24 protein-coding genes and 2 pseudogenes are annotated in these 26,534 nt (G+C 60.0%); 16 read left to right on the top strand and 10 right to left on the bottom strand.

What is annotated here, in order from left to right:
* Positions 1-85: 85 nt before the first annotated feature.
* Complete coding sequence (locus C9E91_RS02380) at positions 86-982, top strand: LysR family transcriptional regulator (RefSeq protein WP_107106767.1); 897 nt, start codon at positions 86-88, stop codon at positions 980-982.
* Between the two features lie 74 nt (positions 983-1,056).
* Entirely contained in the window at positions 1,057-2,271 is a 1,215-nt protein-coding gene (gene coaBC, locus C9E91_RS02375) for a bifunctional phosphopantothenoylcysteine decarboxylase/phosphopantothenate--cysteine ligase CoaBC (RefSeq protein WP_107106766.1), read from the top strand.
* Here the strand turns inward: coaBC and C9E91_RS02370 are convergent.
* Entirely contained in the window at positions 2,255-3,070 is an 816-nt protein-coding gene (locus C9E91_RS02370; protein ID WP_107106765.1) for a class II glutamine amidotransferase, read from the bottom strand. The two genes, coaBC and C9E91_RS02370, sit on opposite strands and share 17 nt — an antisense overlap.
* 908 nt (positions 3,071-3,978) lie before the next feature.
* Between C9E91_RS02370 and otsB the strand changes: the two genes are divergently transcribed.
* Complete coding sequence (gene otsB, locus C9E91_RS02365; protein ID WP_107106764.1) at positions 3,979-4,773, top strand: trehalose-phosphatase; 795 nt, start codon at positions 3,979-3,981, stop codon at positions 4,771-4,773.
* Between the two features lie 54 nt (positions 4,774-4,827).
* On the top strand, positions 4,828-6,204 hold the full coding sequence (gene otsA, locus C9E91_RS02360) for an alpha,alpha-trehalose-phosphate synthase (UDP-forming) (protein ID WP_107106763.1): 1,377 nt from the start codon (positions 4,828-4,830) through the stop codon (positions 6,202-6,204).
* 10 nt (positions 6,205-6,214) lie between these two features.
* Here the strand turns inward: otsA and C9E91_RS02355 are convergent, their stop codons facing one another.
* Positions 6,215-7,117 carry a choline sulfate utilization transcriptional regulator gene (locus C9E91_RS02355; RefSeq protein ID WP_107106762.1) on the bottom strand — a complete coding sequence of 301 codons (903 nt, stop codon included), beginning with the start codon at positions 7,115-7,117 and terminating at the stop codon, positions 6,215-6,217.
* 99 nt (positions 7,118-7,216) lie between these two features.
* Here C9E91_RS02355 and C9E91_RS02350 point away from each other — a divergent pair, with 99 nt between their 5' ends.
* The 3 genes from C9E91_RS02350 (at position 7,217) to C9E91_RS02340 (ending at position 9,971) form a co-directional block, all read left to right on the top strand.
* Complete coding sequence (locus C9E91_RS02350; protein ID WP_181315992.1) at positions 7,217-8,164, top strand: choline ABC transporter substrate-binding protein; 948 nt, start codon at positions 7,217-7,219, stop codon at positions 8,162-8,164.
* Between the two features lie 19 nt (positions 8,165-8,183).
* Positions 8,184-9,698: a choline-sulfatase gene (gene betC, locus C9E91_RS02345; RefSeq protein ID WP_107106760.1), complete on the top strand. Its 1,515-nt coding sequence runs from the start codon at positions 8,184-8,186 to the stop codon at positions 9,696-9,698.
* 63 nt (positions 9,699-9,761) lie between these two features.
* Entirely contained in the window at positions 9,762-9,971 is a 210-nt protein-coding gene (locus C9E91_RS02340; RefSeq protein ID WP_107106759.1) for a TOBE domain-containing protein, read from the top strand.
* Between the two features lie 150 nt (positions 9,972-10,121).
* On the opposite strand, the gene tsaA is transcribed toward C9E91_RS02340, so the two are convergent.
* Positions 10,122-10,646: a tRNA (N6-threonylcarbamoyladenosine(37)-N6)-methyltransferase TrmO gene (tsaA, locus tag C9E91_RS02335; RefSeq protein ID WP_107106758.1), complete on the bottom strand. Its 525-nt coding sequence runs from the start codon at positions 10,644-10,646 to the stop codon at positions 10,122-10,124.
* 345 nt (positions 10,647-10,991) lie between these two features.
* Between tsaA and C9E91_RS02325 the strand changes: the two genes are divergently transcribed.
* Together C9E91_RS02325 and C9E91_RS02320 are read left to right on the top strand one after the other, a co-directional pair.
* Positions 10,992-12,230, top strand: coding sequence for an MFS transporter (locus tag C9E91_RS02325; protein WP_107107034.1), 1,239 nt, complete (start codon positions 10,992-10,994; stop codon positions 12,228-12,230).
* Between the two features lie 229 nt (positions 12,231-12,459).
* Positions 12,460-14,937 (top strand): phospholipase C/P1 nuclease family protein, encoded by a 2,478-nt coding sequence (locus tag C9E91_RS02320; RefSeq protein ID WP_107106757.1) that lies wholly within the window; start codon positions 12,460-12,462, stop codon positions 14,935-14,937.
* Between the two features lie 30 nt (positions 14,938-14,967).
* Here the strand turns inward: C9E91_RS02320 and C9E91_RS02315 are convergent, their stop codons facing one another.
* Positions 14,968-16,551, bottom strand: a complete 1,584-nt coding sequence (locus tag C9E91_RS02315) for a peptide chain release factor 3 (RefSeq protein ID WP_107106756.1) — start codon at positions 16,549-16,551, stop codon at positions 14,968-14,970.
* Positions 16,552-16,643: 92 nt separating this feature from the next.
* Between C9E91_RS02315 and dut the strand changes: the two genes are divergently transcribed.
* Positions 16,644-17,114: a dUTP diphosphatase gene (gene dut, locus C9E91_RS02310; protein ID WP_107106755.1), complete on the top strand. Its 471-nt coding sequence runs from the start codon at positions 16,644-16,646 to the stop codon at positions 17,112-17,114.
* Between the two features lie 9 nt (positions 17,115-17,123).
* On the opposite strand, the gene C9E91_RS02305 is transcribed toward dut, so the two are convergent.
* Complete coding sequence (locus C9E91_RS02305; RefSeq protein ID WP_107106754.1) at positions 17,124-17,588, bottom strand: Lrp/AsnC family transcriptional regulator; 465 nt, start codon at positions 17,586-17,588, stop codon at positions 17,124-17,126.
* Positions 17,589-17,697: 109 nt separating this feature from the next.
* Here C9E91_RS02305 and C9E91_RS02300 point away from each other — a divergent pair, with 109 nt between their 5' ends.
* Positions 17,698-18,612 carry a DMT family transporter gene (locus C9E91_RS02300; protein WP_107106753.1) on the top strand — a complete coding sequence of 305 codons (915 nt, stop codon included), beginning with the start codon at positions 17,698-17,700 and terminating at the stop codon, positions 18,610-18,612.
* A gap of 26 nt (positions 18,613-18,638) precedes the next feature.
* On the opposite strand, the gene C9E91_RS02295 is transcribed toward C9E91_RS02300, so the two are convergent.
* Complete coding sequence (locus C9E91_RS02295) at positions 18,639-19,271, bottom strand: LysE family translocator (RefSeq protein WP_107106752.1); 633 nt, start codon at positions 19,269-19,271, stop codon at positions 18,639-18,641.
* 26 nt (positions 19,272-19,297) lie between these two features.
* A complete protein-coding gene (locus C9E91_RS02290) occupies positions 19,298-19,855 on the bottom strand; it encodes a cysteine hydrolase family protein (RefSeq protein WP_107106751.1) in 558 nt (185 codons plus the stop codon).
* 129 nt (positions 19,856-19,984) lie between these two features.
* On the opposite strand from C9E91_RS02290, the gene C9E91_RS02285 reads away from it, so the two are divergent.
* Positions 19,985-20,602 (top strand): LysE family translocator, encoded by a 618-nt coding sequence (locus tag C9E91_RS02285; protein WP_107106750.1) that lies wholly within the window; start codon positions 19,985-19,987, stop codon positions 20,600-20,602.
* 135 nt (positions 20,603-20,737) lie between these two features.
* On the top strand, positions 20,738-21,706 hold the full coding sequence (gene cysK, locus C9E91_RS02280) for a cysteine synthase A (RefSeq protein ID WP_107106749.1): 969 nt from the start codon (positions 20,738-20,740) through the stop codon (positions 21,704-21,706).
* A 69-nt stretch (positions 21,707-21,775) separates the two neighbouring features.
* Here cysK and C9E91_RS02275 read toward each other — a convergent pair.
* Positions 21,776-21,901, bottom strand: a pseudogene (locus C9E91_RS02275) (magnesium chelatase subunit ChlI family protein); the annotation flags it as partial.
* 168 nt (positions 21,902-22,069) lie between these two features.
* On the opposite strand from C9E91_RS02275, the gene C9E91_RS02270 reads away from it, so the two are divergent.
* Both C9E91_RS02270 and C9E91_RS02265 read left to right on the top strand, forming a co-directional pair.
* Positions 22,070-22,564 (top strand): hypothetical protein, encoded by a 495-nt coding sequence (locus tag C9E91_RS02270; protein ID WP_107106748.1) that lies wholly within the window; start codon positions 22,070-22,072, stop codon positions 22,562-22,564.
* Positions 22,548-23,270: a hypothetical protein gene (locus tag C9E91_RS02265; RefSeq protein ID WP_210203678.1), complete on the top strand. Its 723-nt coding sequence runs from the start codon at positions 22,548-22,550 to the stop codon at positions 23,268-23,270. The genes C9E91_RS02270 and C9E91_RS02265 overlap by 17 nt, the downstream gene beginning before the upstream one ends.
* A gap of 119 nt (positions 23,271-23,389) precedes the next feature.
* On the opposite strand, the pseudogene C9E91_RS02260 reads toward C9E91_RS02265, so the two are convergent.
* A pseudogene (locus C9E91_RS02260) lies at positions 23,390-24,927 on the bottom strand (YifB family Mg chelatase-like AAA ATPase).
* Between the two features lie 134 nt (positions 24,928-25,061).
* On the opposite strand from C9E91_RS02260, the gene C9E91_RS02255 reads away from it, so the two are divergent.
* Positions 25,062-25,463 (top strand): hypothetical protein, encoded by a 402-nt coding sequence (locus tag C9E91_RS02255; protein WP_146143970.1) that lies wholly within the window; start codon positions 25,062-25,064, stop codon positions 25,461-25,463.
* Positions 25,464-25,519: 56 nt separating this feature from the next.
* Here C9E91_RS02255 and gshB read toward each other — a convergent pair whose 3' ends face one another.
* On the bottom strand, positions 25,520-26,467 hold the full coding sequence (gene gshB, locus C9E91_RS02250; protein ID WP_107106746.1) for a glutathione synthase: 948 nt from the start codon (positions 26,465-26,467) through the stop codon (positions 25,520-25,522).
* Positions 26,468-26,534: the final 67 nt, after the last annotated feature.

Here is a 26,534-nt window from a genome sequence, read left to right as displayed (position 1 = left end):
CTCCGCGGCCTCCTCGCATCCAAAAGACTTTGACGGAAATGCATCGTGACTTCATGATTGCTGACGGAAAATCATGGATGGGACAATGTTCGACGGACGATTGCTGAATGGCGTCAGCGTGCTGACGGCCGTGGTCGAGGGTGGCAGCTTCGTGCGGGCGGCGGAAGCGCTTGGCCTTACGCCATCAGGAGTCAGCCGAGCAGTTTCGCGGCTGGAGGCGCGCATCGGCGTGCGCCTGCTCGATCGTACCACGCGAGCATTGCGGCTTACGGATGATGGCGCGCGGTTTTATGAGCAGGTCGTGCCGCTGCTCGGCGGCATCGAGGAGGCCGCGACGACGGTGGCGGGTGTCGCTCAATCCGTACGCGGCCGTCTGCGCATCAATGTCGACCCCTATTTTTCCCGCCTCGTCCTGGCGCCGCGGCTCGGCGCCTTCCTCGACCTCTATCCCGACCTGCAGATCGAGATCCTGACCCGCAACGAGATCGGTGATCTTGTGGCCGACGGCATGGATGTAGCCCTGCGCTTCGGCGAGCCGCCGCAGACCTCGCTGATTGCCCGGTTGCTTCTGGAAACCCGCGTGATGACGGTTGCAGCACCCGCCTATATCGAGCGTTATGGCCGGCCGAAAACGCCGGCCGACGTCGCGAACCATCTCTGCATCCACTATCAGGACCCGAGCACCGGGCGCGCATTCGAATGGGAATTCCGACGCGGGTGCAAGGTCATCCCGGTCGAGACGCGCGGCCGCATCCTGGTCAACGATGCCGGGACGACGCTCGGAACCTGCCTTGCTGGCCTCGGTATCGCTCAGGTCTTCACGCTCGGCATCACGGATTTTCTGGACCGCGGAGAGCTTGTCGACCTTTTTCCGGACTGGAAGGACGAGCTTTACCCGCTTTACGCCTTTTACCCGTCCCGCCACCATGTGCCGGCAAAGGTGCGCGCCTTCATCGACTTCTGCGTCGACATTCTCGGCTGACGCTGCTGCCGATTGCCTATTATGCGCCAAAGGCTTAGGTTCATGGGCACAAAAACAGGCGACGGGTTCGAGCCATGGTTCTCGCGGGAAAACGCATCCTTCTTATCATTTCCGGTGGCATCGCGGCCTATAAGAGCCTCGACCTCATCCGGCGGCTGCGCGAGCGCGGCGCCTCAGTCCGCCCGATCATGACATCGGGGGCACAGCAATTCATCACGCCGCTTGCCGTCGGCGCATTGGCGGCGGATCATGTCTTCACCGACCTGTTTTCCCGACAGGATGAGCAGGATGTCGGCCATATCCGGCTGGCGCGGGACTGCGACCTGGTGCTGATTGCGCCGGCGACTGCCGATCTCCTCGCCAAGATGGCCAATGGCCTGGCCGATGACCTTGCGTCGACCGTGCTGCTCGCGACCGACCGGCCCGTACTCGCAGCACCCGCGATGAATCCGAAGATGTGGGCGCATCCGGCGACGAAGCGCAACATCGAGACATTGAGGGGCGACGGCATCCGCTTCGTCGGGCCTATGGCCGGCGAAATGGCCGAGAGCAAGGAGGCAGGCACCGGCCGCATGGCGGAGCCGCTAGAGATCGTCGCTGCCGCCGAGATGCGGCTGGATGATGGGGCAAGACCGCTCGCCGGCAGAAAGGCCGTCGTCACGTCGGGTCCGACGCATGAGCCGATCGACCCGGTGCGTTACATCGCCAATCGTTCTTCCGGCCGGCAAGGGCATGCTATCGCCTCGGCACTCGCGGCCCTTGGCGCCGATGTCACACTAGTCACCGGGCCTGTTTCGATCCCCGATCCGATGGGCATGCACGTCGTTCATGTCGAGCGGGCAGAAGAGATGCGCGATGCCGTGCTTTCGGCTCTTCCGGCCGATATCGCCGTGATGGTCGCGGCCGTCGCCGACTGGCGCGTCGCCTCTGCCGCCGATCAGAAGATCAAGAAACATCCGGGCGAATCCATTCCGACGCTGGCGCTCACCGAAAATCCCGACATCCTGAAAACCGTCGGCCATCACACGCAGCGGCCGAAGCTCGTCATCGGCTTTGCCGCCGAAACGCAGGATGTCGAGGCGAATGCCAGGGCGAAACTGGAGCGCAAGGGCGCCGACATGATCGTCGCCAACGATGTCTCGCCGGCAACGGGCATCATGGGCGGTATGCGGAACAGCGTAAAACTCATCCGCCATCACGGCGTGGAGCAGTGGCCCGATCTCGACAAGGAAGAAGTGGCAGCGCGTCTGGCGGCTTTGATTGCCGAACAGTTCAAGCCGGGATCGTGACGGGCGCCTGCGGCCCGGCGGACGCGCGCTTTTCCGGCTGGAAGGGCGTGATATGCACGCCCATATCGTCGATCAATACTGCGCTGCCATCCGGAACTTCCGTCCAGGCATCGATATCGTCGTTCAACGGCTCGGATACGAGGCAATAGCCAATGCCGACAGGCGAGGCATAAAGTGTCGGCGCCTTGCGGTCGGTGGCGTAGCGCACCGCATATAGCGACTTTCCATCGGAAAAAGCGGCCGTGAAGCGCACCAGCGCCGAACCGGTCAGATGAACCGACAGGCCCTCGGCAAAACCGATGGCTTCCGAAATCGCGGCAAACGGATTGGATGCAAGACCGAATTGCAAGGCCAGCAGGAACAGAAGCTCGGAATCGGTCGTGCCGCCGCGGGCATGAAAAAGCTGATCGTCGAGCATGGATTCCATCGGCCGACGCAAACGGTCGAAATTGGAAATCTGCCCGTTGTGCTGGAAAGACCAGTTCCCATGCACGAAAGGATGGCAATTGTCCCGACGCGTGCCGCCGCCGGTCGCGGCGCGGACATGGGCGAGAAAGAGTGGCGAACGGATCTGCCGCGCCAAGCTCTTGAGATTGCAATCGGACCAAGCCGGGAGGATATCGCGATAACGGCCGGGCTCTGGCCGGTCGCCATACCAGGCGATACCAAATCCGTCACCGTTGGTTGCCGTCTTGGCGCGTGTGGCGCAGTGGGATTGTTCGATCAGGGAGTGGGCAGGCGAAGACACCAGCTCCTCCAGATAGAGGGGGTCTCCACGATAGGCTGCCCAGCGACACATACGTCTTTCGCTCCAATTCCCGCTCGCTCCCTGTCCCGCGGGAGAATGTCAAAATCAAGGACGATTGTTCGTGCGGAATAGGTAATAAACTCTTAATTTACCAAGAATTGAGGGGTGAAAGTGACAGATTCTTGACACGCCGTCCGATCACGTTTCGGCGTCGCAACATTATTCTTATGTGAACGTGCCGACTTTTAAGCGGCTTTTCGCCCCACGCTGCATAGCTTGATGAAAATGTCGGCTTGGCCTATATTTCCGGAGTGAGGGGCGGGTTGCAGCCCACCCCTCGTTTATTTCGCGATTAGAAAGTCACCCGGACCTCAAGCTGCCAGCTAGTCCGGGTTTTTCTTATGCGAAACGTGACGCTAAATGGAAACCACATAGCTCACCTCCTTGTTGACGGCGAGGCCGATCGCCACGGTCGAGGTTGCACATCTTCCCCGATCCTGTCCGCTGGCACAGACAGGTGCCACTTCCGCTACCAACTGCCACGATTAATATCACGCAAAAGTTGAACGAACCCTTGCGTTTCAATGCGTCACGAAGAGTGAAACATTCCGCCTTTGAACACCCTTGAATTCAGTGAAATTTGAGTTACGTTAGGCATATCGTCAACGTAGCGAAAGGAAGGTGATCCAATGTCTAGTGAGATTTCGGTCCGCGTATCAGGCATGGAAATGGTTGTGAGCGTTGCGAGGCAGCCCTCGCTCTGATCAAGCCTTCCGGAAGCGTCTTGCGCTTCAGGCCAGTTACGGGCCAAAACTCATGGAAGGGTCGCTTCGTGCGGCCCTTTTTTGCATCTATCGGTTGCCTATATTGCGGTACTTAGGGCTGTCATTGCCGGAATAAACCTCCGTCGTGGTCGTTTTTCTCTTGCCGAACGAAAAGTGCGCCATAGCTAAACCTCCATGACTTACAAGGAACAGCCCGAACAGGGTGAAGCCGAGCCAGCGCCGCCGAATGAGCCGGCGCTTACCGCACTCTCATTGTATCCTGACGAATGGGCGCTGTTCCTCGATATAGACGGAACGCTGCTCGATCTCGCGGAGACCCCGGAAGCGATCGCCGTACCTCCGAGCCTGCCCTCTGTACTTGAGACGCTCTCACGCCGGCTCGGCGGCGCGCTGGCGCTGGTGACCGGGCGCGCGGTTGCCTTTGTGGACCCTCTGTTTGCTCCCTTCCACTTCTCTGTCGCCGGCCTGCATGGCGCCGAACGACGCGATGGGGCGGGACGCCTGCGGCGCGCGCTGATACCGCATGCCTTCCATGAGATGAAGCTCATGATCGCGCGGGAGGTCGAGGCCTGGCCCGGCGTTCTCGTCGAGGACAAAGGGGCTGCGGTCGCCGTTCACTACCGGCTGGCGCCCGAGCGCGAAGCTGACGTCGCCGAAGTGATGCAGCGCTATCTGCAGGAAGCCGGCCCGGACTGGATCCTGCAGCACGGCAAGCTTGTGGTCGAAATTTGTCCGGCGCATGCGAGCAAAGGGCATGCCGTCGAGGCCTTTCTCAATGAGCCCCCCTTCAACGGGCGGCGGCCTCTCGCGATCGGTGACGACGTCACCGACGAGACCATGTTCGCCGTCGCGAACCGCCTCGGCGGTCAATCCGTGCGCATCGGCCCGCCCAAGGGCAAGACGCTCGCCCGTGCATCCATTCCCTCGCCCGCGCGTTTAAGAGAGATACTCGCAGCGCTCGCCAAATAATCACTTTTTGGTCATTTCGGCCTACCGCCGCGGCCCTCTCGAAAGGAGCATTCCGTGAGTCGTCTCATCATTGTTTCCAACCGTGTTTCCGTCCCCGACAACCAAGGTGCGGCGGCGGCGGGTGGGCTTGCCGTGGCGTTGCAGGCTGCCCTTGCCGAACGCGGCGGCGTCTGGATGGGCTGGTCCGGCAAATCGAGCGGCGATATCGAACCCGAACCGCTGGTGCTGACCGAAGACGGCAACATCACCTACGCGCTGACCGATCTCACCCAGACCGATGTCGAGGAATATTACCAAGGCTTCGCAAACCGCGTGCTCTGGCCGATCTGCCATTACCGGCTGGACTTGGCCGAATATGGCCGCAAGGAAATGGCCAGCTATTTCCGCGTCAACCGCTTCTTCGCCCACCGGCTAGCGCCGCTCGTCGAGCCCGATGATATCATCTGGGTGCATGACTACCATCTTATTCCGCTGGCGGCAGAACTGAGGCAAATGGGGTTCAAGAACCGCATCGGTTTCTTCCTGCATATTCCCTGGCCGCCGGCCGATGTGCTCTTCACCATGCCCGTGCACGAGGAAATCATGCGGGGTCTCTCCTCCTATGACCTCCTCGGCTTCCAGACCAAATACGATCTCGAAAATTTCGCTGGCTGCCTGAAGCGCGAAGGCATGGGCGTCGAAAACAGCCCAGGCCATTTCAGCGCACACGGCCACAACTTCCGCGGCGGTGCTTACTCGATCGGCATCGAGACCGCGGCCTTCGCCGCTTTCGCCCGCAAGGCCGCAGCCCACAGCATGGTGCGCAAAGCGCGGCAAAGCGTCGAAGGCCGCGACCTGATCATCGGCGTCGACCGGCTCGATTATTCCAAAGGGATCACGCAGCGCATCGACGCGTTCGAACGCTTCATCACCAACAATCCGGCCCATCACCGCCGCGTCACCTATCTGCAGATCACGCCGAAATCGCGCTCCGAAGTGCCGGAATACGAGGCGATGCAGCATGCCGTCGCTGAGCAGGCAGGCCGGGTCAACGGCGCGATCGGCACCGTCGACTGGGTGCCGATCCGCTACATCAACCGCTCGATCAGCCGCCCGGTCCTGGCTGGCCTCTATCGGCTGGCGAAAGTCGGCCTGGTGACGCCCCTGCGCGACGGCATGAACCTCGTCGCCAAGGAATATGTGGCGGCGCAGGACCCGGATGATCCCGGCGTGCTGGTGCTCTCGCGTTTCGCCGGTGCGGCGCGCGAATTGAAAGGTGCGCTGCTGGTCAACCCCTATGACGTCGATGGCACCGCAAATGCCCTGGCGCGCGGCATCAATATGCCGCTGGAAGAACGGCGCGAGCGCTGGCGCGGCATGATGGACCATCTGCTGGAAAACGATGTTTCGCGCTGGTGCGATACCTTCCTGACCGACTTGAGGGCGGAGTAATGAGCAACGGCTACATTGCTGCCGCTTCCCTGACCAGCCATTCCGTCAGCCGCTCGGCATGCATGCTCTGCGACTTCGGCGGCAGAAGCCAATAGCCGCGGTTCGGCCCGTCCAGCACCGGACCGGCGGTCACCAGCATGCGCCCGGCCAACAGTGAATCCACCAGTCCCATCCAACCGAGTGCCAGCCCCTGTTCGCCGATCGCAGCCTGGACGACCAGCGAATAGGTGTTGAACCGCAGGTCGCCATGGCCAGCATAGGTATCCCGAGTGATGCCAAGTGCCGCAAAATAGCTCTTCCAATCGAACCAGGGCGATGGTGTTTCCGTGTCCAGATGCACCAGCGTCGCTTGCGCCAGACGGCTGGGATCGCTGAAAGGACCGTATTTATCGACGAAGCCCTGCGTACAAATCGGCGCTACCTTCTCAGGCAACAACAATGCCACTTCCGGCCCGAACTCTTCCCGCGCGCCAAAGACGACGGCGACATCGCCGCTTTCCGAATGGCTACGCTCCTGCCGTTGCGTGGCGACGATCTGAATATCCAGCTCCGGATGAAGCAGGCGAAACCGATGCATGCGCGGGATCAGCCAGAGCGCCGAGAAGGCATAGTCGGTCTTGAGCCGCACTGCCGGCCGCTGCGCCTCAGCGCGAAAGCTGCGCACCAGCGAATCGATACCACCGACCACCTTCTCCGCGATCTCGAACAGACGGCGGCCTTCCGAGGACAGCTCGACGCCGCGATGCTGGCGCTCGAAGAGCGTGACGCCCATCTGCTCCTCGATCCGCCGGATCTGATAGCTGACTGCAGGCTGGGTCAATCCAAGGTTTGCGGCTGCGGATGACAGGCTGCCCGAGCGCGCCACCTCGACAAAAATTCGCAGCCATCCGAGGTCTACGGGCCGCTCAGCCATAAAAATTCCTTTTGTCACCCATTGAAAAAAGCCTGCTTCACAGGCCGAATGCTACTGATGTTCAATAAAATGAGCAAATAATAAAAGGGAACTGTCGTCATGCGAATTTCTGCCATGGGCCGGCTTGCCGTCGGCGCTTTCTTGTCCGCCTTGTCCTTCGCCGGCGTCGCCAAGGCCGATGGCGATTCCTGCCGCACCATCCATCTGTCCGATCCGGGCTGGACCGACATCACCTCGACCAATGGGGTGACGGGCGTGCTGCTTGGCGCACTCGGCTATGTGCCAGATATCAAGACGCTCTCCGTGCCGATCGGCTATCAATCGATGAAAACAGGCGAGATCGACGTCTTCCTCGGCAATTGGATGCCGGCACAGAAAGCCTTCGTCGATGACCTCAACAAGGCGAAAGCTGTCGAAGTGCTGAACCGCAATCTTCAGGGCGCGAAATTCACCCTAGCCGTTCCGACCTATATCGCCGACAAGGGCATCAAGGATTTTGCCGACCTGCAGAAACATGCCGACGACTTCGACCACAAGATCTATGGCATCGAACCCGGCGCGCCGGCCAATGCTAATATCCAGAAGATGATCGACGCCAACGACTTCGGCCTGAAGGGCTGGGAACTGGTGGAATCGAGCGAGCAGGCAATGCTGTCGCAGGTCGAGCGCGCCGGCAAGGACAAGCACGCCATCGTCTTCCTCGCCTGGGCGCCGCATCCGATGAATGAACGCTTCAAGATTGCCTATCTCTCCGGCGGCGACGCCTATTTCGGCCCGGACTACGGCGGTGCACAAGTCTACACGCTGGCGCGCAGCGGTTGGTCCGCCACCTGCCCAAACGCCGCAAAATTGTTCCACAATCTGACCTTCGACATCGGCATGGAAAATTCGTTGATGGGTTCGATTCTCGGTGGCCAGGATGCTAAGACTGCGGCGACCGCTTGGCTGAAGGCACATCCCGAGGCTCTGACGCCCTGGCTTGCTGGCGTGACGACGATCGACGGCAAGCCCGGCGTCGATGCCGTCAAGGCCGCGGTCGGCCTTTAATCCGTCGAGGACATCCAACATGGCGCGCCCGAATATCCTCATCCTCATGGTCGATCAGTTGAACGGAACATTGTTTCCCGACGGCCCGACCGATTTTCTCCATGCACCCGTGCTGAAGGCACTGGCGAAACGCTCCGTGCGCTTCGCCAACAGCTATACGGCAAGCCCGCTCTGCGCGCCGGCGCGGGCTTCCTTCATGTCGGGACAACTGCCGAGCCGCACCCGCGTTTATGACAATGCCGCCGAATTTGCCTCCGATATCCCGACCTTCGCGCATCATCTGCGGGCAGCCGGCTACCAGACGGCGCTCTCCGGCAAGATGCACTTCGTCGGGCCGGACCAGATGCATGGCTTCGAGGAGCGGCTGACCACCGATATCTACCCCGCCGATTTCGGCTGGACGCCGGACTATACGAAACCGGGCGAACGCATCGACTGGTGGTATCACAATCTCGGTTCGGTGACCGGAGCCGGCGTCGCCGAGATCACCAACCAGATGGAATATGACGACGAAGTCGCCTATCACGCCACCCGCAAACTGCTCGACCTGTCGCGCGGACATGATGAGCGGCCCTGGTGCCTGACCGTCAGCTTCACCCATCCGCACGACCCTTATGTCGCCCGCCGCCGCTTCTGGGATCTCTACGAGGACTGCCCGGCGCTCGACCCCGATGTCGCGGAAATTCCCTTCGACGAACAGGACCCGCATTCGCAGCGGCTGATGAAGGCGAGCGACCATACCGCCTTCGACATCACGCCCGAACAGGTGCGCCAAGCCCGGCGCGGCTATTTCGCCAATATTTCCTATGTCGACGAAAAGATCGGCGAAATCCTCGACGCGCTGGAGCGCGGTCGCATGGCCGACAACACCATCGTGCTCTTCGTTTCCGACCATGGCGATATGCTCGGCGAACGCGGATTGTGGTTCAAGATGAACTTCTTCGAAGGCTCCGCCCGCGTGCCGCTGATGATTGCCGCGCCCGGCTGGAATGCCCGGCGCATCGATCAGCCGGTGTCGACGCTCGATGTAACGCCGACGCTTGCCGGCCTTGCCGGGCTCGATATCGCCTCGCTGCGGCAATGGACGGATGGAGAGGATCTTGCTCCGCTCGTCCATGGCAGGGGAAACCGTGGCCCGGTGCCGATGGAGTATGCAGCGGAAGGATCGGAAGCGCCGCTCGTCGGTCTGCGTGACGGTCGCTACAAGCTGACGCTCTGCGACAAGGACCCGCCCCTACTTTTCGATCTCGACGCCGATCCCAAAGAGCTCACCAATCTTGCGGACGATCCCGCATACGCAGAAATCCTGGCGCGGCTGACCGAGCAAGCCAGGCAGCGCTGGAATCTCGCCACCTTCGACGCCGCCGTGCGCGAAAGCCAGGCGCGGCGATGGGTGGTCTATGCGGCGCTCCGCAACGGTGCCTACTATCCATGGGACTACCAGCCGCTGCAGAAGGCGTCCGAGCGCTATATGCGCAACCATATGGACTTGAACGTGCTGGAGGAGAACCAGCGTTTTCCGCGTGGAGAGTAAGGTTTTTGTGGCCGAGATTTTCGGAAGTCGATATGGTCGCGCCGATATATCGGAGAAATATTCATGAAAATCAGTGCACGCAACCGTCTCAGGGGCAAAGTCGTCGAAGTCACCAAGGGTGCCACGACGGCCCATATCCGCATCGATATCGGCAACGGCTCGATCGTCACCTCCTCGATCACCAATGAGGCGGTCGATGAACTAGGCCTGACGGTCGGCTCCGACGCCTATGCCGTCATCAAGGCCTCCGACGTCATGGTCGCTGTCGACTAGAGCGGTTCAGCGTTTCACGGAATCGCTTTCCCGCTCTATCCCTTTGGTTTGACGCATTCCGGACGGAAAACCGCTACGCACTTTTCCTGGAAGTGCTCTAATACCCAAAATGAGCATGATCTTGTCCGAAAACCGCTTCGGGATCATGGTTCACGCCTTCTGACAAAAATGCGCCGTCTTGCCGTCGCCGGTCTGAAAATCGCCAGGCCGCGGCGGCGCGATCGGTTTGAACAGCGTGCGGTCCGGCTTCAGGTCGAGAAGCGGCGTGCCATCCAGGCAATCAAGACCGCGCACGAGTAAGACGGCGCCTTCGACTGCCTCCAACTTGACGATGGAGGTGCCGATCGGGTTTGGCCGCACCGGCGAGCGCAGCGAAAATGTGCCGTGCACCTTGCTATTGCTGGCCGGGCTTTGCAGCACGAGATCGCGACGCGAGCGGTCCAGCCAATAGAGGATTTCCAGCCGCTCGAAATTCTCCACGCCCTTCAGCGCCGGCACCCAGGGCTCGAAAATCTCGATCCGGCAGAGCGGACCGTCATGCCGTCCCTGGCGCGGCGTCTCCATGCGGGAAGTCCACGGCGTCGAAATGCGGCCGATGAAGACAAGACCGGCGTCTGTCGCCGCCGGCGGCGCAATGGCGACTTCGTTTTCGCGGATTTCGTTTTCACGGACCATGATTTCCCTCCGATGCGTCGGCACCATCATCCAACGGAACAATAGTTCGACGGCACTATGGCATAGCGTTATATCTCAAGGAATATCCCGAGCGCCAAAATGCACGCTGTTTGGTGCAACAGATGGCGCATTGACGATGTGGAAATTTCTGTCTAGCTGTATCGTCATGAAGATCGCAACGGTTCTTATCGTAGTGGTAGAGCGCATGGGCAGGATGGCGTAGCCATCCGGCGAAAGCACCCATGCGCGGAAAGTAGGCTCCTGACGGGGCCTTTTTTTATGCCCGGAAATTGGGCCGCGCCTCGTCAGACTTTCGCTATTTCCCACCATAAGACGGACGAGACCATGACGAGCGATAGTCCCCTACAGACTTCCAGCACGCAGATGACCGCGATCGCTGCCCCTCCCCGCCTGACAACCCTGATCTTGCTTTCGGCTCTTGCGGTGCTGCCGGTGAACATGATCTTGCCCTCACTGCCGCATATAGCCGCGACGTTCCAGGCCGATTTCGCACTCGTGAACCTTTCAGTCGCCGGCTATTCGATTATCACCGCGCTCTTAGAAGTCATCGGCGGCGCGATATCGGATCGGTTTGGACGAAGGCAGGTCGTATTGATCGCTCTCTCCATCTTCATCGTCGCATCCATTGGCTGCGTTTTGGCTCCGAATATCGGCGTTTTCCTGCTGTTTCGCGCGATGCAGGCCTGTATCGCACCCTGCTATTCCGTCGCCCTAGTCGTCATCAAGGAAACGTCGGGCGAACGCGAAGCCGCCAGCAAATTCGGATATCTGGCCATGGGATGGGCACTAGCACCCATGATCGGCCCTCTGTTTGGCGGAGCGCTGGACGAGCTGTTCGGATGGCGGGCATGCTTCGTTGTCCTGGCGATCCTGGGCGTCGGCGCCTTCGCTTTGTCCATGCGCGAACTGAGGCAAACGGCAGTGCCCTCATCGAGGACAAGCGGGGCCTATCTTGCCTCCTATAGGCTGCTGCTCGGCTCGGTACGGTTTTGGGCTTACACCCTCTGCATGGCCTGCTCGATGGGGGTGCTTTATGCGTTCCTGGGCGGTGCGCCATTGGTTGTCGGCGACACACTTGGCGGATCGAGCGCGAAGCTCGGCTTCTACATGGGGCTGGTTCCCGCCGGCTTCATTCTGGGCAGCTATTTGGCCGGCCGTTACGCCTCGAAGATCCCGCTCGCCACCATTCTCGTTCTTGCGCGTCTCCTGACCTGCGTCGGTCTGTCGGTCGGCCTGATCCTTTCGACGCTGGGCATCACCCATAGTCTGGCATTCTTTGGACCCTGCATGTTCATCGGCTTGGGCAATGGGTTGACCATGCCCGCCGCAAATAGCGGCGCACTGTCCGTGCGACCCGATCTTGTCGGCACCGCTGCGGGACTGGCCGCTGCCATGAGAATTGCCGGCGGAGCGCTGATAGGCTCCATCGCCGGTCTATTTCTTGAACGATCGGCGGCAATCCATACACTGTTTGCCTTGATGCTCGTATCGGCATCGCTCGCATTGCTGGCTGCACTTTACGTCGCGCGCGTCGAGCGACGTGTGGTCAAGCGGGTTTCATAGAGGGCGGCGGCATGATCATCGTTAGCCGGCTTTTCAGCCCCTGCGACGACAGTTGTATTACCGATGGATAACCTGTCATAAAAATTGTAGGATCATGTGTCTCTATTGCAAAATGCCATCGCGCCGATCGTGATCGCGATGAAATGCCGTTTGATGCAATCAGTTTCGCGCTCGGCGCATGCTTTCGAAATCCACATCCAAATCACTCTGAAACCTGGTGGGCGGACTCATGGATACTCTCTTCAAAAGCAGCAGCAATTTCGCTTCTCTTTCGCTCAAGGACTTGGTGGAGGCGCGCGATCTCTTCCACTACCATTTGATGAACAAGAAGAATGTGGTGGCGACGGCGCTCGGTCTCTACAGAATTCGCAAGAGCGACCCCTGGCCTTCGAAAGACGAGCAGGCGCTGCGCAAGCGTTCACCGGAGAGCGAACGGCGAACGCTTTTCAACTCGGAAGTACGCCCCTATTCCTGGCCTTGCGTCTATGTGTTCGTCTCCAGTTGGGAATATGAGAAGGATCTGGCGAAACAAGATCCCTCCGATGTCGTTCCTAAGACGCTCTATCTCCCGGACGGGCGGACCGTGCCGGTATGTGTCATCGAAGCGCGCAAACAGCCGCTATCCAAAGACCTGAAGGTCAAGCTCGACACCCGGACGCCGCGCAATCTGCTGGCGCCGGGCTCGGCCATCATCAACGAGGATGGCCAGGGCATGACGCGTCTCGCGACCGCGGGCTGCATCGTGCGCGATAGCGAACGCTATTTCGTGATGACCAATCGGCATGTCGTCGGCGGACCGGGAACGGAGATCAGCGCCTTGCAGACACATCGCCGCCCCAAGATCGGCGTCGCCGCAAAAAAGGGCCTTGGCAGACAGGACTTCCGAACGATCTATCCGAATTTCCCGTCCACGAACCAGCGGCTGCTGATGGATGTCGGATTGGTGGAACTTGACAACATCCTACAATGGAAAACCGAGTTTCCCGGCATCGCGCCCATCGGTTCGGTGCTGGATCTCTATGACAACAGCTTCAGCCTCAAGCTGATCACCATGAAAGTGGTCGGCCAGTCGGCTGTGACCGGCAAAATCAGGGGCGAAATCCACGGCCTGTTCTATCGCTATAAGGCGATGGGTGGATCGGACTATATCAGCGATTTCCTGATCGGGCCGGAAACCTATGGCATCGACAGGGATCGCCTGAAGATCGAGGAAGAAGCTGAAGCGCACGATCGGGCGGAGAATATCAGTCTCGGCGTTCATCATGGCGATTCCGGCACGGTCTTCTTCATCGAACATGCCGAGGAGAGCGACCGCGACCATCCGAAGGATGCCAGGAAGATCACCTATTACCCCTTCGCGCTGTTGTGGGGGAAAGAGGAATTCTTCGAAGGCGGCGAAAGCCTATCCCAGCCCTATGCCCTCGCCACATCCCTCAGCACGGCGCTCGATCACTTGGACCTCGATTTGGTGCGCGACATCAATCTGGATCAGGATTTCATCTGGGGATGGGTCGGGCACTACATCATCGGCCGCTCCCTGCCCTTGTCCGGAGATCTCGTGACGTCACAGACCCTGCAAAGGTTGCTCGACAATAATCTCGATCTGCTGGCGCTCACTCCGGACGACGCGCTCGGCAACGATCCCCGCGTTCTCGAAAAGGATGATACCGAGGTTCATTTCGTGCCGCTGGCCGACGTTCCGGACAATGTCTGGAAAAGCAATGTCAATTTCATCATGGTGGAGGGGCCTGACGGCAAGAAGCAGCGCAAGATCGGACCCGGCAGTCGCGGACAGAATGACAATCCGAACCATTTTGCCGATCTGGACCTTCCCTATCAGAATGGCGAGACGTTTCTCGCCCTCAATCAATCCGCACCGGACACCTACCTCAATCCGGAAGCCTGGATCGACTATTTTGCTTCGATCAAGCCTCAATATGACGCCTGGGCGCAATTGCTCGATCCCAATGCCGATCTGCGCAACAAGCACTGGGGAGCCCTGCCCTTCAGAGTTCATCAGCTATTCGACATCATGGTGAAGGCAGCCAGGGATGGCGACGCGGCGATGTTCCTTTGCGCCGGCGGCGTCCTCATCCACTATATGGGCGATGCCTGCCAACCGCTGCACACCTCCTATCTTTCGCAGGGCGATCCGGCCAAGGTTGTTCCCCGCCCACGGTCACCCAAGATGAAACTGGAAGCCGACGGCGTCCATGTGGGCTACGAAGACGACATGATCGCCTATGGCTATCAGAACAAAAAACTCGGCCAGGAACTCGCACAGCGCATTACAGCTCTCGCAGCCGAGCCGATGCCGGCAATCGCCAATGGCTATGATGCCAGCAAGGCGGTCATTGCTCTGATCGCCGACACGCAAAGGGATATCGCGCCAAGGGATATCGTCGATAAATGGGTTGAGCTTATCGGCCAACCCGCCAAGGAAAAGGCGGCGGCGATGTGGGACGACTTCGGCGACCGCACCATCACCTGCATGGCGCGCGGCACCCGCTATCTGGCGAAGATCTGGCAGGCGGCCTGGGACGCGGGCAATGGCGATGCCGATATCCCGGCAGCGACCGCTGTCACGGAAGCGGCCATCATGGCGCTCTACAACGATCCGGACAAAATGCCGTCGGTAGCGCTCGACCGCTACCCGGCCGATCGGAATGCCGATTGGTCAAAGATAACACGGAACGTGCAGGCATAAGGCGCTGCGACGTTCAGATGAGAACTGAAATCACGCCGCCTTGACGGCGTGATATTCCTTGATGGCGACCATCTTGATAGCCGGATAACGTTCGGATTCGTAGCGCAGCGAAAAGCCGTCCTGGGCGAGGAAGACCGGATCGCCGTCGAGGTCGCGGGCGATGTCGCCACGGCGGGCAGTGACGAATTTGTCGAGGTCGACAGCCTGATCGGCAGATATCCAGCGGCAGACGGAGAAGCGCGACATTTCGAAGGAGACCGGCAGGCCATATTCGGCCATCAGCCGCTCCTTCAGAACGTCGAGCTGCAGTGCGCCGACCACGCCGACGATGGCGGGAGAGCCATCCTCGGGTGAGAAGAGCTGCACCACGCCCTCTTCGGCCATCTGTTGCAGCGCTTCCTTCAGCTTTTTCGCCTTCATCGCGTCTTCAAGGCGGACGCGGCGCAGGATTTCCGGCGAGAAGTTCGGCACACCCTGGAAGACCAGGGATTCGCCTTCCGTCAGCGTGTCGCCGATGCGCAGCGTGCCGTGATTGGGAATGCCGACGACATCGCCAGCATAGGCGGTATCGGCGAGCTGGCGCTGCGAGGCAAAGAAGAATTGCGGTGCGGTCAGGCCAAGCTGCTTGCCGGTGCGCGACAGCCGGGCCTTCATGCCGCGTTCCAGCTTGCCGGAGCAAATGCGCGCGAAGGCGATGCGGTCGCGGTGGTTCGGGTCCATGTTGGCCTGGATCTTGAAGACGAAGGCCGTCATCTTGTCGTCGGTCGCTTGCACGGTCCGGATATCGGCAACCTGATCGCGCGGCGGCGGCGCAAAGTCACCCAATGCGTTGATGAGATCACGAACACCGAAATTGCGAAGAGCCGAGCCGAAGAAAACCGGCGTCATATGGCCTTCCAGGAAGGATTCACGGTCGAAGGGACGGCAGGCTTCGATAGCGAGCTCGGTCTCGTCGATGAAGGCTTGCCGCTCATTTTCCGGCAACCGGTTGGCGATGGCCTGCGGGCCGTTGACCAGGGTCGCCTCTACCTCGGTATCGGAGCCACGGGCGGTATTGTCCGCTAGGTGATAAGAACCGCAGAAGGTCTTCGATCGGCCGATCGGCCAGGTGACCGGAGCGGTGTCCAGCGCCAGCTTTTCTTCCACTTCATCGAGAATTTCAAAGGGATCGCGGCTTTCGCGGTCCATCTTGTTGATGAAGGTGATGATCGGGATGTCGCGCATGCGGCAGACTTCGAACAGCTTCAGCGTCCGCGGCTCGATACCCTTGGCGGCGTCGATGACCATGACGGCGGCATCGACTGCCGTCAGCGTGCGATAGGTATCGTCGGCGAAGTCCTCGTGACCGGGCGTATCGAGAATGTTGAAGACGTTGCCGTCATATTCAAAGGTCATGACCGAGGTCACGACCGAGATGCCGCGCTCGCGCTCGATCTTCATCCAGTCGGACCGCGTCTGCATGCGATCCTTCTTGGCCTTGACCTCGCCGGCAAGCTGAATGGCGCCGCCGAACAGCAGCAGCTTTTCGGTGAGCGTCGTCTTGCCCGCGTCCGGGTGGGCGATAATAGCGAATGTGCGGCGGCGGGAAACCGCCTCGGCGAGACTTTCGGCCATGCTTGTGAAATCCTGTGAATTGCGGCTGTATCTAGCGATTCAAAGGCGCAATTGCAATTGACCTCAGCGGTTCGAGCACAAACTAATGCCGTATGACCATTCACACCGATACGCGCCCGACGCTGAACCTCATCCGCCTGGCCCACGGCCAGAGCCTCGATCTGCCCGCCTACGAGACCAAGGGGGCCGCCGGCATGGACCTGCGCGCGGCCGTCGAGGAAGGTGCGACCCTGACGATCGCACCGGGCAAACGGGCACTGGTGCCGACGGGCTTCATCATGGAGATCCCCGAGGGTTTCGAAGCCCAGATCCGCCCCCGCTCCGGCCTCGCCTTCAAGCACGGTATCACCTGCCTCAACACGCCGGGTACCGTTGACAGCGATTATCGCGGCGAAGTGAAGGTACTGCTCATCAATCTTGGCGAAGAGCCGTTCGACATCACGCGCGGCATGCGCATTGCGCAGATGGTGATTGCGCCGGTCACGCAGGCGCGTGTTGCTGAGATCGCCGAAGTCAGCGAAACCACGCGCGGGGCCGGCGGCTTCGGCTCGACCGGCGTGTGACGGCGGAATTTAACGCGAAAGCGGCGGCAATCGCCGTTTGACCGGGGTCGCCTTGATCATCGATGTATTGGTTTCCGCGCGCTCGGTGATCTTGTCGAGAATGCCGTCAAGCTCACCCATCGAGCGCACCACCAACCGGCCGATGAAACAGTCGTCGCCGGTAACCTTGTCGCATTCGATGAATTCCGGCGTCTCCTGGATAATGCGCTCGACCACATGCAATTGGCCGGGCAGCGGCCGGATGCGCACGATCGCCTGCAGGGGATAACCAACCGCTTCCAGCGCTATATCCACGGTGAAGGCCGCGATGACACCCCGCTCCTCCAGCCGGCGCAGCCGCTCGGCAGCACTCGGCGACGACAGGCCGGCCACTTCGGCCAATTCCTTCAGCGAAATCCGGGCATTGCGCGCCAGGGCGTCCAGCATGCGCTGGTCTATTGTATCGAGCTCCAGAGCTGCATTAGGTATACCCATAACAATGCCTCATATAATTAGGCTGTTTACCCATTAATCTTCATTCAGACTACATCATGCGCTCGCTCGCCGCAATATTATCAGGCTCTGGAAAACGGGAGTCCTGACAATGAACGAGATAAGACGCGGCACAGCGGAAATGACGGCAGCAATGCTGATTTCGGGGACCATCGGCTGGTTCGTGCTGATGTCGGAGCAGCCTGTCACCGGCGTCGTCTTCTGGCGTTGCCTGTTTGGGGCGCTGACTCTTCTTGTCATCTGCGGAGCCATGGGTCTGTTGCGCCCCGGCATTCTCAGCCTGCGGACCTTCGTGATCGCCGTCGGGGGCGGTGTCGCTATCGTCCTCAACTGGCTGCTGCTCTTCGCCGCCTATTCGCATGCCTCGATCTCGATCGCGACGACGGTCTATAATACGCAACCTTTCATGCTGCTCGGCCTCGGCGCACTGTTTCTCGGCGAAAAGATCACGCTCACCAAGCTTTTCTGGCTGGGTCTCGCCTTTGCCGGCATGGCCGTCATCGTCGAAGGCAAGCCGGCGGAAGCAACGGGCGCCGGCAGCTATGCCATCGGCATCCTGTTCTCGCTCGGCGCCGCCTTCTTCTATGCGCTGGCAGCGCTGGCCGCCAAATGGCTGAAGGGCACGCCGCCGCATCTGATTGCACTGATCCAGGTTTCGACGGGCATCCTGATGCTCCTGCCTTTCGCCGACTTTTCCGCCCTGCCGCGCGACGCGGGCGGATGGTCGATCCTCGTCACCATGGGCGTTGTACATACCGGCGTGATGTATGTGCTGCTCTACGGCGCCATCCAGAAGCTGCCGACGCATCTGACCGGGGCGCTGTCTTTCATCTATCCAATCGCCGCCATTGTCGTCGATCGCTTCGCCTTCGGCCATGTGCTCGGCTTGGCACAGATCATCGGTGCCGTGATCATTTTGGCCGCGGCGGCAGGCATGAACCTCGGCTGGACGATCGCCTTGCCGCGTCTTAAAAGCGGTCCTCTTTCAAAGGAAGCCGCTGAATGATCACTTCAGGCAGCCCGTGTTCTGATCTAGCGCTGCGCCTCGAAGGCCATGCGCATGGCAAGCCCCGCAAGCACCGTGCCCATCAGCCAGCGCTGCACCAGCATGAAGGACGGGCGGCTTGAGAAGAACAGCGCGACGGAACCGGCCGTCAGCGCGAAGATGGAGTTGAGCGTCACGCTGACGGCAATGTGGGTGAAGCCGAAAATGACGGACTGGCTGAAGACGCTACCGTTCGCGGGATCGATGAACTGCGGCAGCAGTGAAAGATAGAGGACCGCGACCTTCGGGTTCAGCAGGCTGGTCACCAGGCCCATAGCGAAGAGTTTGCGCGGCCCATCCTTCGGGAGATCGCGGACCTGAAAGGCGGAACGGCCGCCCGGCTTCAACGCATTCCAGGCAAGCCAGGCGAGATAGGCCGCGCCGACGAGACGCAGCGCGTCATAGGCAAAGGGCACGGCGAACAGGAAGGCCGTGATGCCGAGCGCGGCCGAAAGCATGTAGAAGACGAAGCCGAGTGCCACGCCGCCGAGCGAGATCAGCCCGGCCGCCGGCCCCTGCGAGATCGATCGCGACACCAGATAAATCATGTTTGGCCCGGGCGTTACCACCATTCCGACGGCGATCAGGGCAAAGGTGATGATACTGGTCAGATGCGGCATGGAGGTCTCCGGCGGGGGAAATAAATTTAAAAGGCAATTTGGGCGGTCGGGATAAGCTTGATCTCATGCGGGCCGGCATCGAAGCCGTCCAGCAGCATATTGTGATGAGCGATGATCGCCTCGAATGTCAGCTTGCCCATATCGGCGGTCGTATGACCATCCGAGAGCAACGTCACGTCGAAGCCGAGCGAAACGGCACGTCGTGCGGTGGTATCGACACAGAATTGCGTCATGCAGCCGCCGATGACGAGATGGGTGATCCCCTTTGCGCGGAGGCGCGCCTCCAGATCGGTCTCGAAGAAGGAATCGCAGCTCGTCTTATGCACCACGACATCGCCGGCTTCCGGCGCGATTTCGCGGCGCAACTGCCAGCCTTCGCCACGCTTGGCCAGACGATGCGTTCCCTGGCCGTCATGCTGCACGATGAAGGAAGGAATGCCGGCGGCGCGGGCTTTGTGTTTCAGTTCCGCAAGCCGGGCCACGACACCTTCCAGAGCGGCGTCGATCACCGGCTGGCGCTCTGGCGTGCCGAGGCCGGTCAATATGGCATTCTGAAGGTCGATCAGGAGCAATGCGGACGACATGAGAGCCTTATGCAACACGGTTTCGACGGGCCGTTAACTCTTGGTAGTATGTTCGCGCCGTTTGCGCAATCGCTTGAAAAGGCAGGAGCGGTGCGATAGAGCAATGAGCTATCCTGGGAGGAACGGACCATGACGCTCGCAACTCTGCTCGCCTATAGCGGTGCGCTTTTCATTGCGGCAGCAATTCCCGGTCCAGGCATTACGGCGATCGTTGCCCGCGCGCTTGGTTCCGGCTTTCGCGAGACCTTCTTCATGGGCCTCGGCCTCGTGCTCGGCGACACAATCTACCTGACGGCGGTCATTCTCGGCCTCGCTTTCGTGGCGCAGACCTTCACGGAGATCTTCATCGTCATCAAGGTCGCCGGTGCGCTTTATCTCGGCTACATTGCCTGGAAGCTCTGGACGGCCGGGCTGCTCTCCACCGATGTCACGGCAAAAAAATCGACCAGCGTCGGCATGTCCTTCCTGTCCGGACTGCTGGTGACGCTCGGCAATCCAAAGACCATGCTGTTTTACGTGGCACTCGTGCCAACCCTGATCGATATCGGCAGCATTGGGCTTCGCGAATATGCCATTCTGCTCGCGGCGACCTTCGTCGTGCTTCTGGTGGTGCTGATCCCCTATATGCTGCTCGCTTCCCGCGCCCGCACTTTCCTTAAGCGGCCGAAAGCACTGCAGATTTTGAACCGGGTCGCCGCCAGCATTCTCGCCGGCACGGCAGCCTTCATCGCCACCCGGGCCGCCTGAAAAAACCTTTCCCGATAAAACCCTATGCGGAATTCTTTTCTCGCGGTGGGGGATCGGCAAAGTGATCTCATTCTGGTTTCCGGCAGCGTTTGATCTTATTGTGCCTCTACGATTCCAATAAAGGGGGAGCTACCCATGTCCGACACCCGCAAACCAGGCCGCGGCCGCGTCTATGCCTCGATCACCGACACCATCGGTGACACGCCGATCGTACGTCTCGACAAGCTGGCCAAGGAGAAGGGCGTCAAGGCCAACCTTTTGGCGAAGCTCGAGTTCTTCAACCCGATCGCCTCCGTCAAGGACCGTATCGGCGTCGCCATGATCGAGAGCCTGGAAGCGCAGGGCAAGATCACCCCCGGCCGGAGCGTGCTGGTCGAGCCGACCTCCGGCAATACCGGCATCGCACTCGCTTTCGCCGCCGCTGCCAAGGGTTACCGGCTGATCCTCACCATGCCGGAAACGATGTCGATCGAGCGCCGCAAGATGCTGCTCCTGCTCGGCGCCGAGCTGGTGCTGACCGAAGGTCCGAAGGGCATGAAGGGCGCGATCGCCAAGGCGGAGGAACTTGCCGCGACGTTGCCTGACGCCATCATCCCCCAGCAGTTCGAAAACCCGGCCAACCCGGAAATCCATCGCAAGACGACAGCAGAGGAAATCTGGAACGATACGGACGGCCAGGTCGACATCTTCGTATCCGGCATCGGTACCGGCGGCACGATCACCGGTGTCGGCCAGGTGCTGAAAGCCCGCAATCCGAACATCAAGGTCGTTGCCGTCGAGCCAGCCGACTCGCCGATCCTCTCCGGTGGCAATCCCGGTCCGCATAAGATCCAAGGCATCGGCGCCGGCTTCGCCCCGAAGATTCTCGACACGCACATCTATGACGAGATCGTCACCGTCACCAATGACGAGGCGTTCCAGCAGGCACGTCACATCGCCAGGCTCGAAGGCGTGCCGGTCGGCATCTCCTCCGGTGCGGCACTGGCGGCTGCGATCAAGATCGGCCAACGTCCGGAAAACGAAGGCAAAAATATCGTCGTCATCATCCCCTCCTTTGCCGAGCGCTATCTCTCGACGGCGCTGTTCGAGGGTCTGGGCGGCTGATACGGCCTGCTTCGATCGTCAGCTATCGAAAGGGCGCTGCGGCGCCCTTTGTCATTTCAGCCGCTTGATTTACGCCGCCGCGGTCAGCCGTTCGCCGGCAATGCGGTAGGAAATGGCTTCTGCGAGATGGATGCGCCCAACAGTTTGCTTGTCGTCGAGATCGGCGAGCGTGCGGGCCATCTTAAGGATGCGATAATTTCGTACTGGGCTGCTGGAAATGCTCTGGAAGCACTTTCCTCCGTGAGATGTTGGAAGTCTTTATAAAACCTACCAGTGATTAAATCGCCGTCAATTTCGATCTTAGATGGAAACTTGCGATGAAATTACTTAGACTATAGCTTGGCTTCTGAATGTGGGGGACAAATGATTAGCGCGAAAATTCGTATTAAAGTCGGCTCGATGGAACTCGAATATGAAGGCGATCCTGCGTTTCTGACAGGCGGCATCGAGGCTCTGCTGACGACCATGGGTGATTTGGCGGGACGTATACCGAACGAGCCCGCTCAAGCGGCGGGTATAGCAATCGCGAATAGCCCGCCAAGCGAACTAGCTGGGTTTCATTTCTCAACTAACACCATCGCCGCCCATCTCGATGCTAAGACCGGCCCTGAACTTGTCATATGCGCGATGGCACAACTCGAACTCGTTCAAGGAAAATCTTCATCCAGTCGGAGCGAAATACTTGCGGAGATGAAAAGCGCGACAACTTACTTCAACACGAACATTGCTAGTAATTTGAGTAAGAGCCTAAGCAATCTCACGAAAGCTAAGCGCATCAATCAAGTAGGAGCAGGGTCGTATTCTCTTAGCGCCTCTGAAAAGAAAAAGGTTGAGGTCAAGGTTGCTGAAATCGACTGAACTTAAAGACTGGCTCCATAAAAACCTTGACCGGCTAGACAAGCTCCTTTTGGTCCTTGCAACTCAGGACACTCCCATCAGCGTTTCAAAATTGATCGAAGTAGCGGAAAGCGCGGGTTTTCGAGAACCCAAAAAATGGAACGTGTCGGCAATACTTACTGGTTCCAAAGGCAAGGCCATTAGAACTAGTGGTTGGGAGCTCACGTCCGAAGGTAAGATGCATCTCCGTGCTCTGGGCGTGGCTTCGATCAGCCCCGCCGCCATGCAAGTTGCAACCGATCTTCGGCACCATCTATCCAAGGTCGCGGACGCTCAGACGCGAAACTTTGTTGAGGAAGCGATTAAGTGCCACGAGGCAGAACTCTATCGCTCGGCCATAGTCATGTCGTGGCTCGGTGCCATGGATGTACTTCAGAAACATGTTCTCCTCAATCACCTTGCAGGTTTCAACACCGAAGCGACACGCGTCAATAGCAAATGGAAGATGGCGCTAACCCAAGATGATATCGGAAGAATGGGCGAGAGCGATTTTCTCGATCGGATTGAGGCCCTTTCGATTATCGGCAAGAATGTTAAGGCACAATTGAAAGGCTGCCTTGATTTACGCAACGGATGCGGCCATCCGAACAGCTTGAAAGTTTCTGTAAACAAGTCTGCGGCCCATATCGAGACCCTGTTGCAAAACGTCTTCGAGAAATTTTCGTAGTTGCAGCAAAAAATTTGAAAGAATGTGAAGCCGTCGCCTCAAATCAATGAGCGGTCTGCACGTTGCCGGAGATTGTAGGAAGGGTACCACAGCGCCCTTTGTCATTTCAGCCGCTTGATTTACGCCGCCGCGGTCAGCCGTTCGCCGGCAATGCGGTAGGAAATGGCTTCTGCGAGATGGATGCGCCCAACAGTTTGCTTGTCGTCGAGATCGGCGAGCGTGCGGGCCACTTTCAGCACGCGATGATAGCCGCGGGCGGAAAACTTCATCTTCTCCGCCGCGTCGCGCAGCAATTGCAAGCCGGCGGCGTCGGGCTCGGCGATCGTCTCGATCATCGATGTCGAGCAGCGGGCATTCGTGGATATTCCCTTCATGCCGGCAGCCTCGAAACGTTCGCGCTGCCGTTCGCGGGCGCGAGCAACACGAAGCGCGACATCGGCGCTCTTTTCGGCCGTCGTCGGCCGAATGAGATCGGCCGCGGAAACGGCGGGCACGTCGAGACGAATATCGATACGATCCAGCAGTGGTCCGGATATGCGGCCCTGATAATCCGCGACGCAACGCGGGCCACGGGCGCAGGTGTGACCCGGCTCGCCGGCCATGCCGCAACGGCAGGGATTCATCGCCGCAACCAATTGGATGCTGGCGGGATAGGAAACGCGATGATTGGCCCTGGCGATGACGCATTCGCCAGATTCCAGCGGCTGGCGTAGCGCGTCCAGCGCCTGCGGCGAAAACTCGGGAAGCTCGTCGAGAAACAAGACGCCATGGTGCGCCAGCGAAACCTCGCCGGGGCGGGCACGCATACCGCCGCCGACCAGCGCCGCCATGGTGGCGGAATGATGCGGCGTGCGATAGGGCCGGCGGTCGGAGAGCTTTCCGCCCGAGAGTTGACCGGCAACGGAATGGATCATCGACACTTCCAGCAGCTCCGCCGTAGACAATGGCGGCAGAATGGACGGCAGGCGCGACGCCAGCATCGACTTGCCGGAACCGGGCGGACCAACAAAAAGCAAATTATGGCCGCCGGCCGCCGCCACCTCCAGCGCCCGTTTGGCGCTCTCCTGGCCCTTGATATCGGCAAGGTCGGGGAAGTTGGCGGCATTCGCTCTGATCGCCGGTTCGGGGCGCGACAGGACCTGGGTGCCGCGGAAATGATTGGCGAGCGCAATCAGGCTACGCGGCGCGAGGATATCGATGTCTGGGCCGGCCCATGCGGCCTCCGGGCCGCTTTCGGCCGGGCATATCAGCCCCTCCCCTTGCCGATTGCGTTGGCGGCGATCGCGGCCGGCAGCGCGCCCGCAACGGGCGCGATCGTGCCGTCGAGATTGAGCTCGCCGACAACGGTATAGGCGGAGAGCGCATCCGCCGGAATGGCGCCCAGCGCCGCCATCAGCCCAAGCGCGATCGCAAGATCGAAATGGCTGCCCTCCTTGGGCAGGTCCGCGGGCGCGAGATTGACCGTGACCTTCTTCGGCGGCAGCGACAGGCCGGAGGCATGAAGGGCTGCCTGCACACGTTCGCGGCTTTCGGCCACGGCCTTGTCCGGCAGGCCGACGATATGCATCAACACCTTACCCGGTGCGATCATCACCTGCACTTCGACGGGAACGCCCTCAATGCCCTGAAACGCAACCGTGCTGACGCGCGCTACCATCCCCGCCCTCTTTTAACTCGTTTACCGTTATCAATTTTTCATAACAGACTATGGGTTGCATAGTGGCAGAAGTTATGGAATGAAACAAGAACAATAAAAGAACGAAGGGACGATTTCTACAATCGGGAGCAAATATGAGACGTGTAGTATCGCTTTCCCTTCTGCTGGGTGCTGTTCTGGCCGGCTGTCAGTCTATCGATGGCGGGGGTAATCTGGAAAAAGGCGTTCCCTATCAATTGAGCGCCAAGGAAATTGCCGCTGTGGAAAAGGGTTTGCACGAGCAGCTTCCCTATGAGGGCGCGCTGATCTTCGGGCCGATGTTGGCTTCCAAGGATAGCAAGGGCTACGTCAGCGTCTGCGGCACCATCAGCTCCTTTGGTGGCCTGCACGGTGTCATGGACAAGCGGCCTTACGTCGGCATGATGGTCGACGTGAAACCGTTTTTCGGCTTCGTCCCGACCGTCATCGCGGACGATAGCTCCACCGGACCGTCGGCAGTGATCCTAACCTGCCACCGGATGGGCATCGCGATATAGCGCGCCTTGCGGCGAGCGAAGAGGCGGCGTCGTGATCCCTGGAGGACAGGCGCCCCTCAAGCGCGCTTCGCTTCGATTGCATCCCACAACAGGCTTGCGATATCGGCACCGCCGAAGCGTTTGACTTCGCGCAGGCCGGTCGGCGAGGTGACGTTGATCTCGGTCATGTAGTCGCCGATGACGTCGATACCGACGAGCAGGAAGCCGCGCGCCTTCAGCGCAGGGCCGATGCGCTCGCAGATTTCCTTTTCGCGTGCCGTCAGATCGGTCGCCTCGGCACGGCCGCCGACATGCATGTTGGAGCGGGCGTCATGCTCGGCCGGCACGCGGTTGATCGCGCCAACCGCCTCGCCGTCGACGAGGATGATGCGCTTGTCGCCCTTGCGCACGTCAGGCAGATATTGCTGCGCGATGAAGGGCTCGCGGAAGAGCTGGCCGAACATTTCGAGCAGCGAAGACAGGTTGCGGTCGTCACGGGTCGAATGGAAAACGCCGGCGCCGCCATTGCCATAAAGCGGCTTCAGGATGATATCGCCCATCTCCTCGCGGAAGAGACGGATTTCGGCGGGATCGCGGGTGATCAGCGTCTTCGGCATCAGGTCGGCAAATTCGGTGACAAAGATCTTTTCCGGCGAATTGCGGACCCACGCCGGATCGTTGACGACGAGCGTCTTCGGATGGATGCGCTCGAGCAGGTGCGTCGAGGTGATATAGGCCATGTCGAATGGCGGGTCCTGGCGCAGCAGTACGACGTCCATCGTCGAGAGATCGACGCGCTCCGACTCGCCAAGCTCGAAATGATCGCCCTTGACGTCGCGCAGGATCATCGGCTCGACGGACGCATAGATCTTGCCGTCGCGCATGCTGAGACGCTCGGGCGTGTAATGGAAGAGCTTATAGCCGCGGGTCTGGGCCTCAAGGCTCATGGCGAAGGTCGAGTCGCCTGCGATGTTGATGCTCTTGACGTGGTCCATCTGGACCGCAACATTCTTGATACCAGCCATAGTCAGCCCTCGCTCGAATTTGCGGACAGATGTAGGTCGGCCCGCATCCAAACGCAACGGCTATTCA

Source organism: Rhizobium sp. SEMIA4064 (genome assembly GCF_003025035.1).
Classification (GTDB): Bacteria; Pseudomonadota; Alphaproteobacteria; order Rhizobiales; family Rhizobiaceae; genus Rhizobium; species Rhizobium paranaense.
The sequence above is the reverse complement of the archived record's forward strand: the minus strand, read 5'-3'. Positions and strand labels throughout refer to the sequence as shown.

What these genes read in the sequence shown, in the direction of transcription:
- tsaA (WP_107106758.1), bottom strand. Translation starts at nt 10,646, where the DNA reads ATGGTCCGTGAAAACGAAATCCGCGAAAACGAAGTCGCCATTGCGCCG.
- cysK (WP_107106749.1), top strand. Translation starts at nt 20,738, where the DNA reads ATGTCCGACACCCGCAAACCAGGCCGCGGCCGCGTCTATGCCTCGATC.
- coaBC (WP_107106766.1), top strand. Translation starts at nt 1,057, where the DNA reads ATGGTTCTCGCGGGAAAACGCATCCTTCTTATCATTTCCGGTGGCATC.
- C9E91_RS02340 (WP_107106759.1), top strand. Translation starts at nt 9,762, where the DNA reads ATGAAAATCAGTGCACGCAACCGTCTCAGGGGCAAAGTCGTCGAAGTC.
- otsB (WP_107106764.1), top strand. Translation starts at nt 3,979, where the DNA reads ATGACTTACAAGGAACAGCCCGAACAGGGTGAAGCCGAGCCAGCGCCG.
- C9E91_RS02290 (WP_107106751.1), bottom strand. Translation starts at nt 19,855, where the DNA reads ATGTCGTCCGCATTGCTCCTGATCGACCTTCAGAATGCCATATTGACC.
- C9E91_RS02305 (WP_107106754.1), bottom strand. Translation starts at nt 17,588, where the DNA reads ATGGGTATACCTAATGCAGCTCTGGAGCTCGATACAATAGACCAGCGC.
- C9E91_RS02370 (WP_107106765.1), bottom strand. Translation starts at nt 3,070, where the DNA reads ATGTGTCGCTGGGCAGCCTATCGTGGAGACCCCCTCTATCTGGAGGAG.
- C9E91_RS02270 (WP_107106748.1), top strand. Translation starts at nt 22,070, where the DNA reads ATGATTAGCGCGAAAATTCGTATTAAAGTCGGCTCGATGGAACTCGAA.
- C9E91_RS02380 (WP_107106767.1), top strand. Translation starts at nt 86, where the DNA reads ATGTTCGACGGACGATTGCTGAATGGCGTCAGCGTGCTGACGGCCGTG.
- C9E91_RS02325 (WP_107107034.1), top strand. Translation starts at nt 10,992, where the DNA reads ATGACGAGCGATAGTCCCCTACAGACTTCCAGCACGCAGATGACCGCG.
- gshB (WP_107106746.1), bottom strand. Translation starts at nt 26,467, where the DNA reads ATGGCTGGTATCAAGAATGTTGCGGTCCAGATGGACCACGTCAAGAGC.
- C9E91_RS02315 (WP_107106756.1), bottom strand. Translation starts at nt 16,551, where the DNA reads ATGGCCGAAAGTCTCGCCGAGGCGGTTTCCCGCCGCCGCACATTCGCT.
- C9E91_RS02320 (WP_107106757.1), top strand. Translation starts at nt 12,460, where the DNA reads ATGGATACTCTCTTCAAAAGCAGCAGCAATTTCGCTTCTCTTTCGCTC.
- betC (WP_107106760.1), top strand. Translation starts at nt 8,184, where the DNA reads ATGGCGCGCCCGAATATCCTCATCCTCATGGTCGATCAGTTGAACGGA.
- dut (WP_107106755.1), top strand. Translation starts at nt 16,644, where the DNA reads ATGACCATTCACACCGATACGCGCCCGACGCTGAACCTCATCCGCCTG.
- C9E91_RS02295 (WP_107106752.1), bottom strand. Translation starts at nt 19,271, where the DNA reads ATGCCGCATCTGACCAGTATCATCACCTTTGCCCTGATCGCCGTCGGA.
- C9E91_RS02285 (WP_107106750.1), top strand. Translation starts at nt 19,985, where the DNA reads ATGACGCTCGCAACTCTGCTCGCCTATAGCGGTGCGCTTTTCATTGCG.
- C9E91_RS02355 (WP_107106762.1), bottom strand. Translation starts at nt 7,117, where the DNA reads ATGGCTGAGCGGCCCGTAGACCTCGGATGGCTGCGAATTTTTGTCGAG.
- C9E91_RS02300 (WP_107106753.1), top strand. Translation starts at nt 17,698, where the DNA reads ATGAACGAGATAAGACGCGGCACAGCGGAAATGACGGCAGCAATGCTG.
- C9E91_RS02255 (WP_146143970.1), top strand. Translation starts at nt 25,062, where the DNA reads ATGAGACGTGTAGTATCGCTTTCCCTTCTGCTGGGTGCTGTTCTGGCC.
- C9E91_RS02350 (WP_181315992.1), top strand. Translation starts at nt 7,217, where the DNA reads ATGCGAATTTCTGCCATGGGCCGGCTTGCCGTCGGCGCTTTCTTGTCC.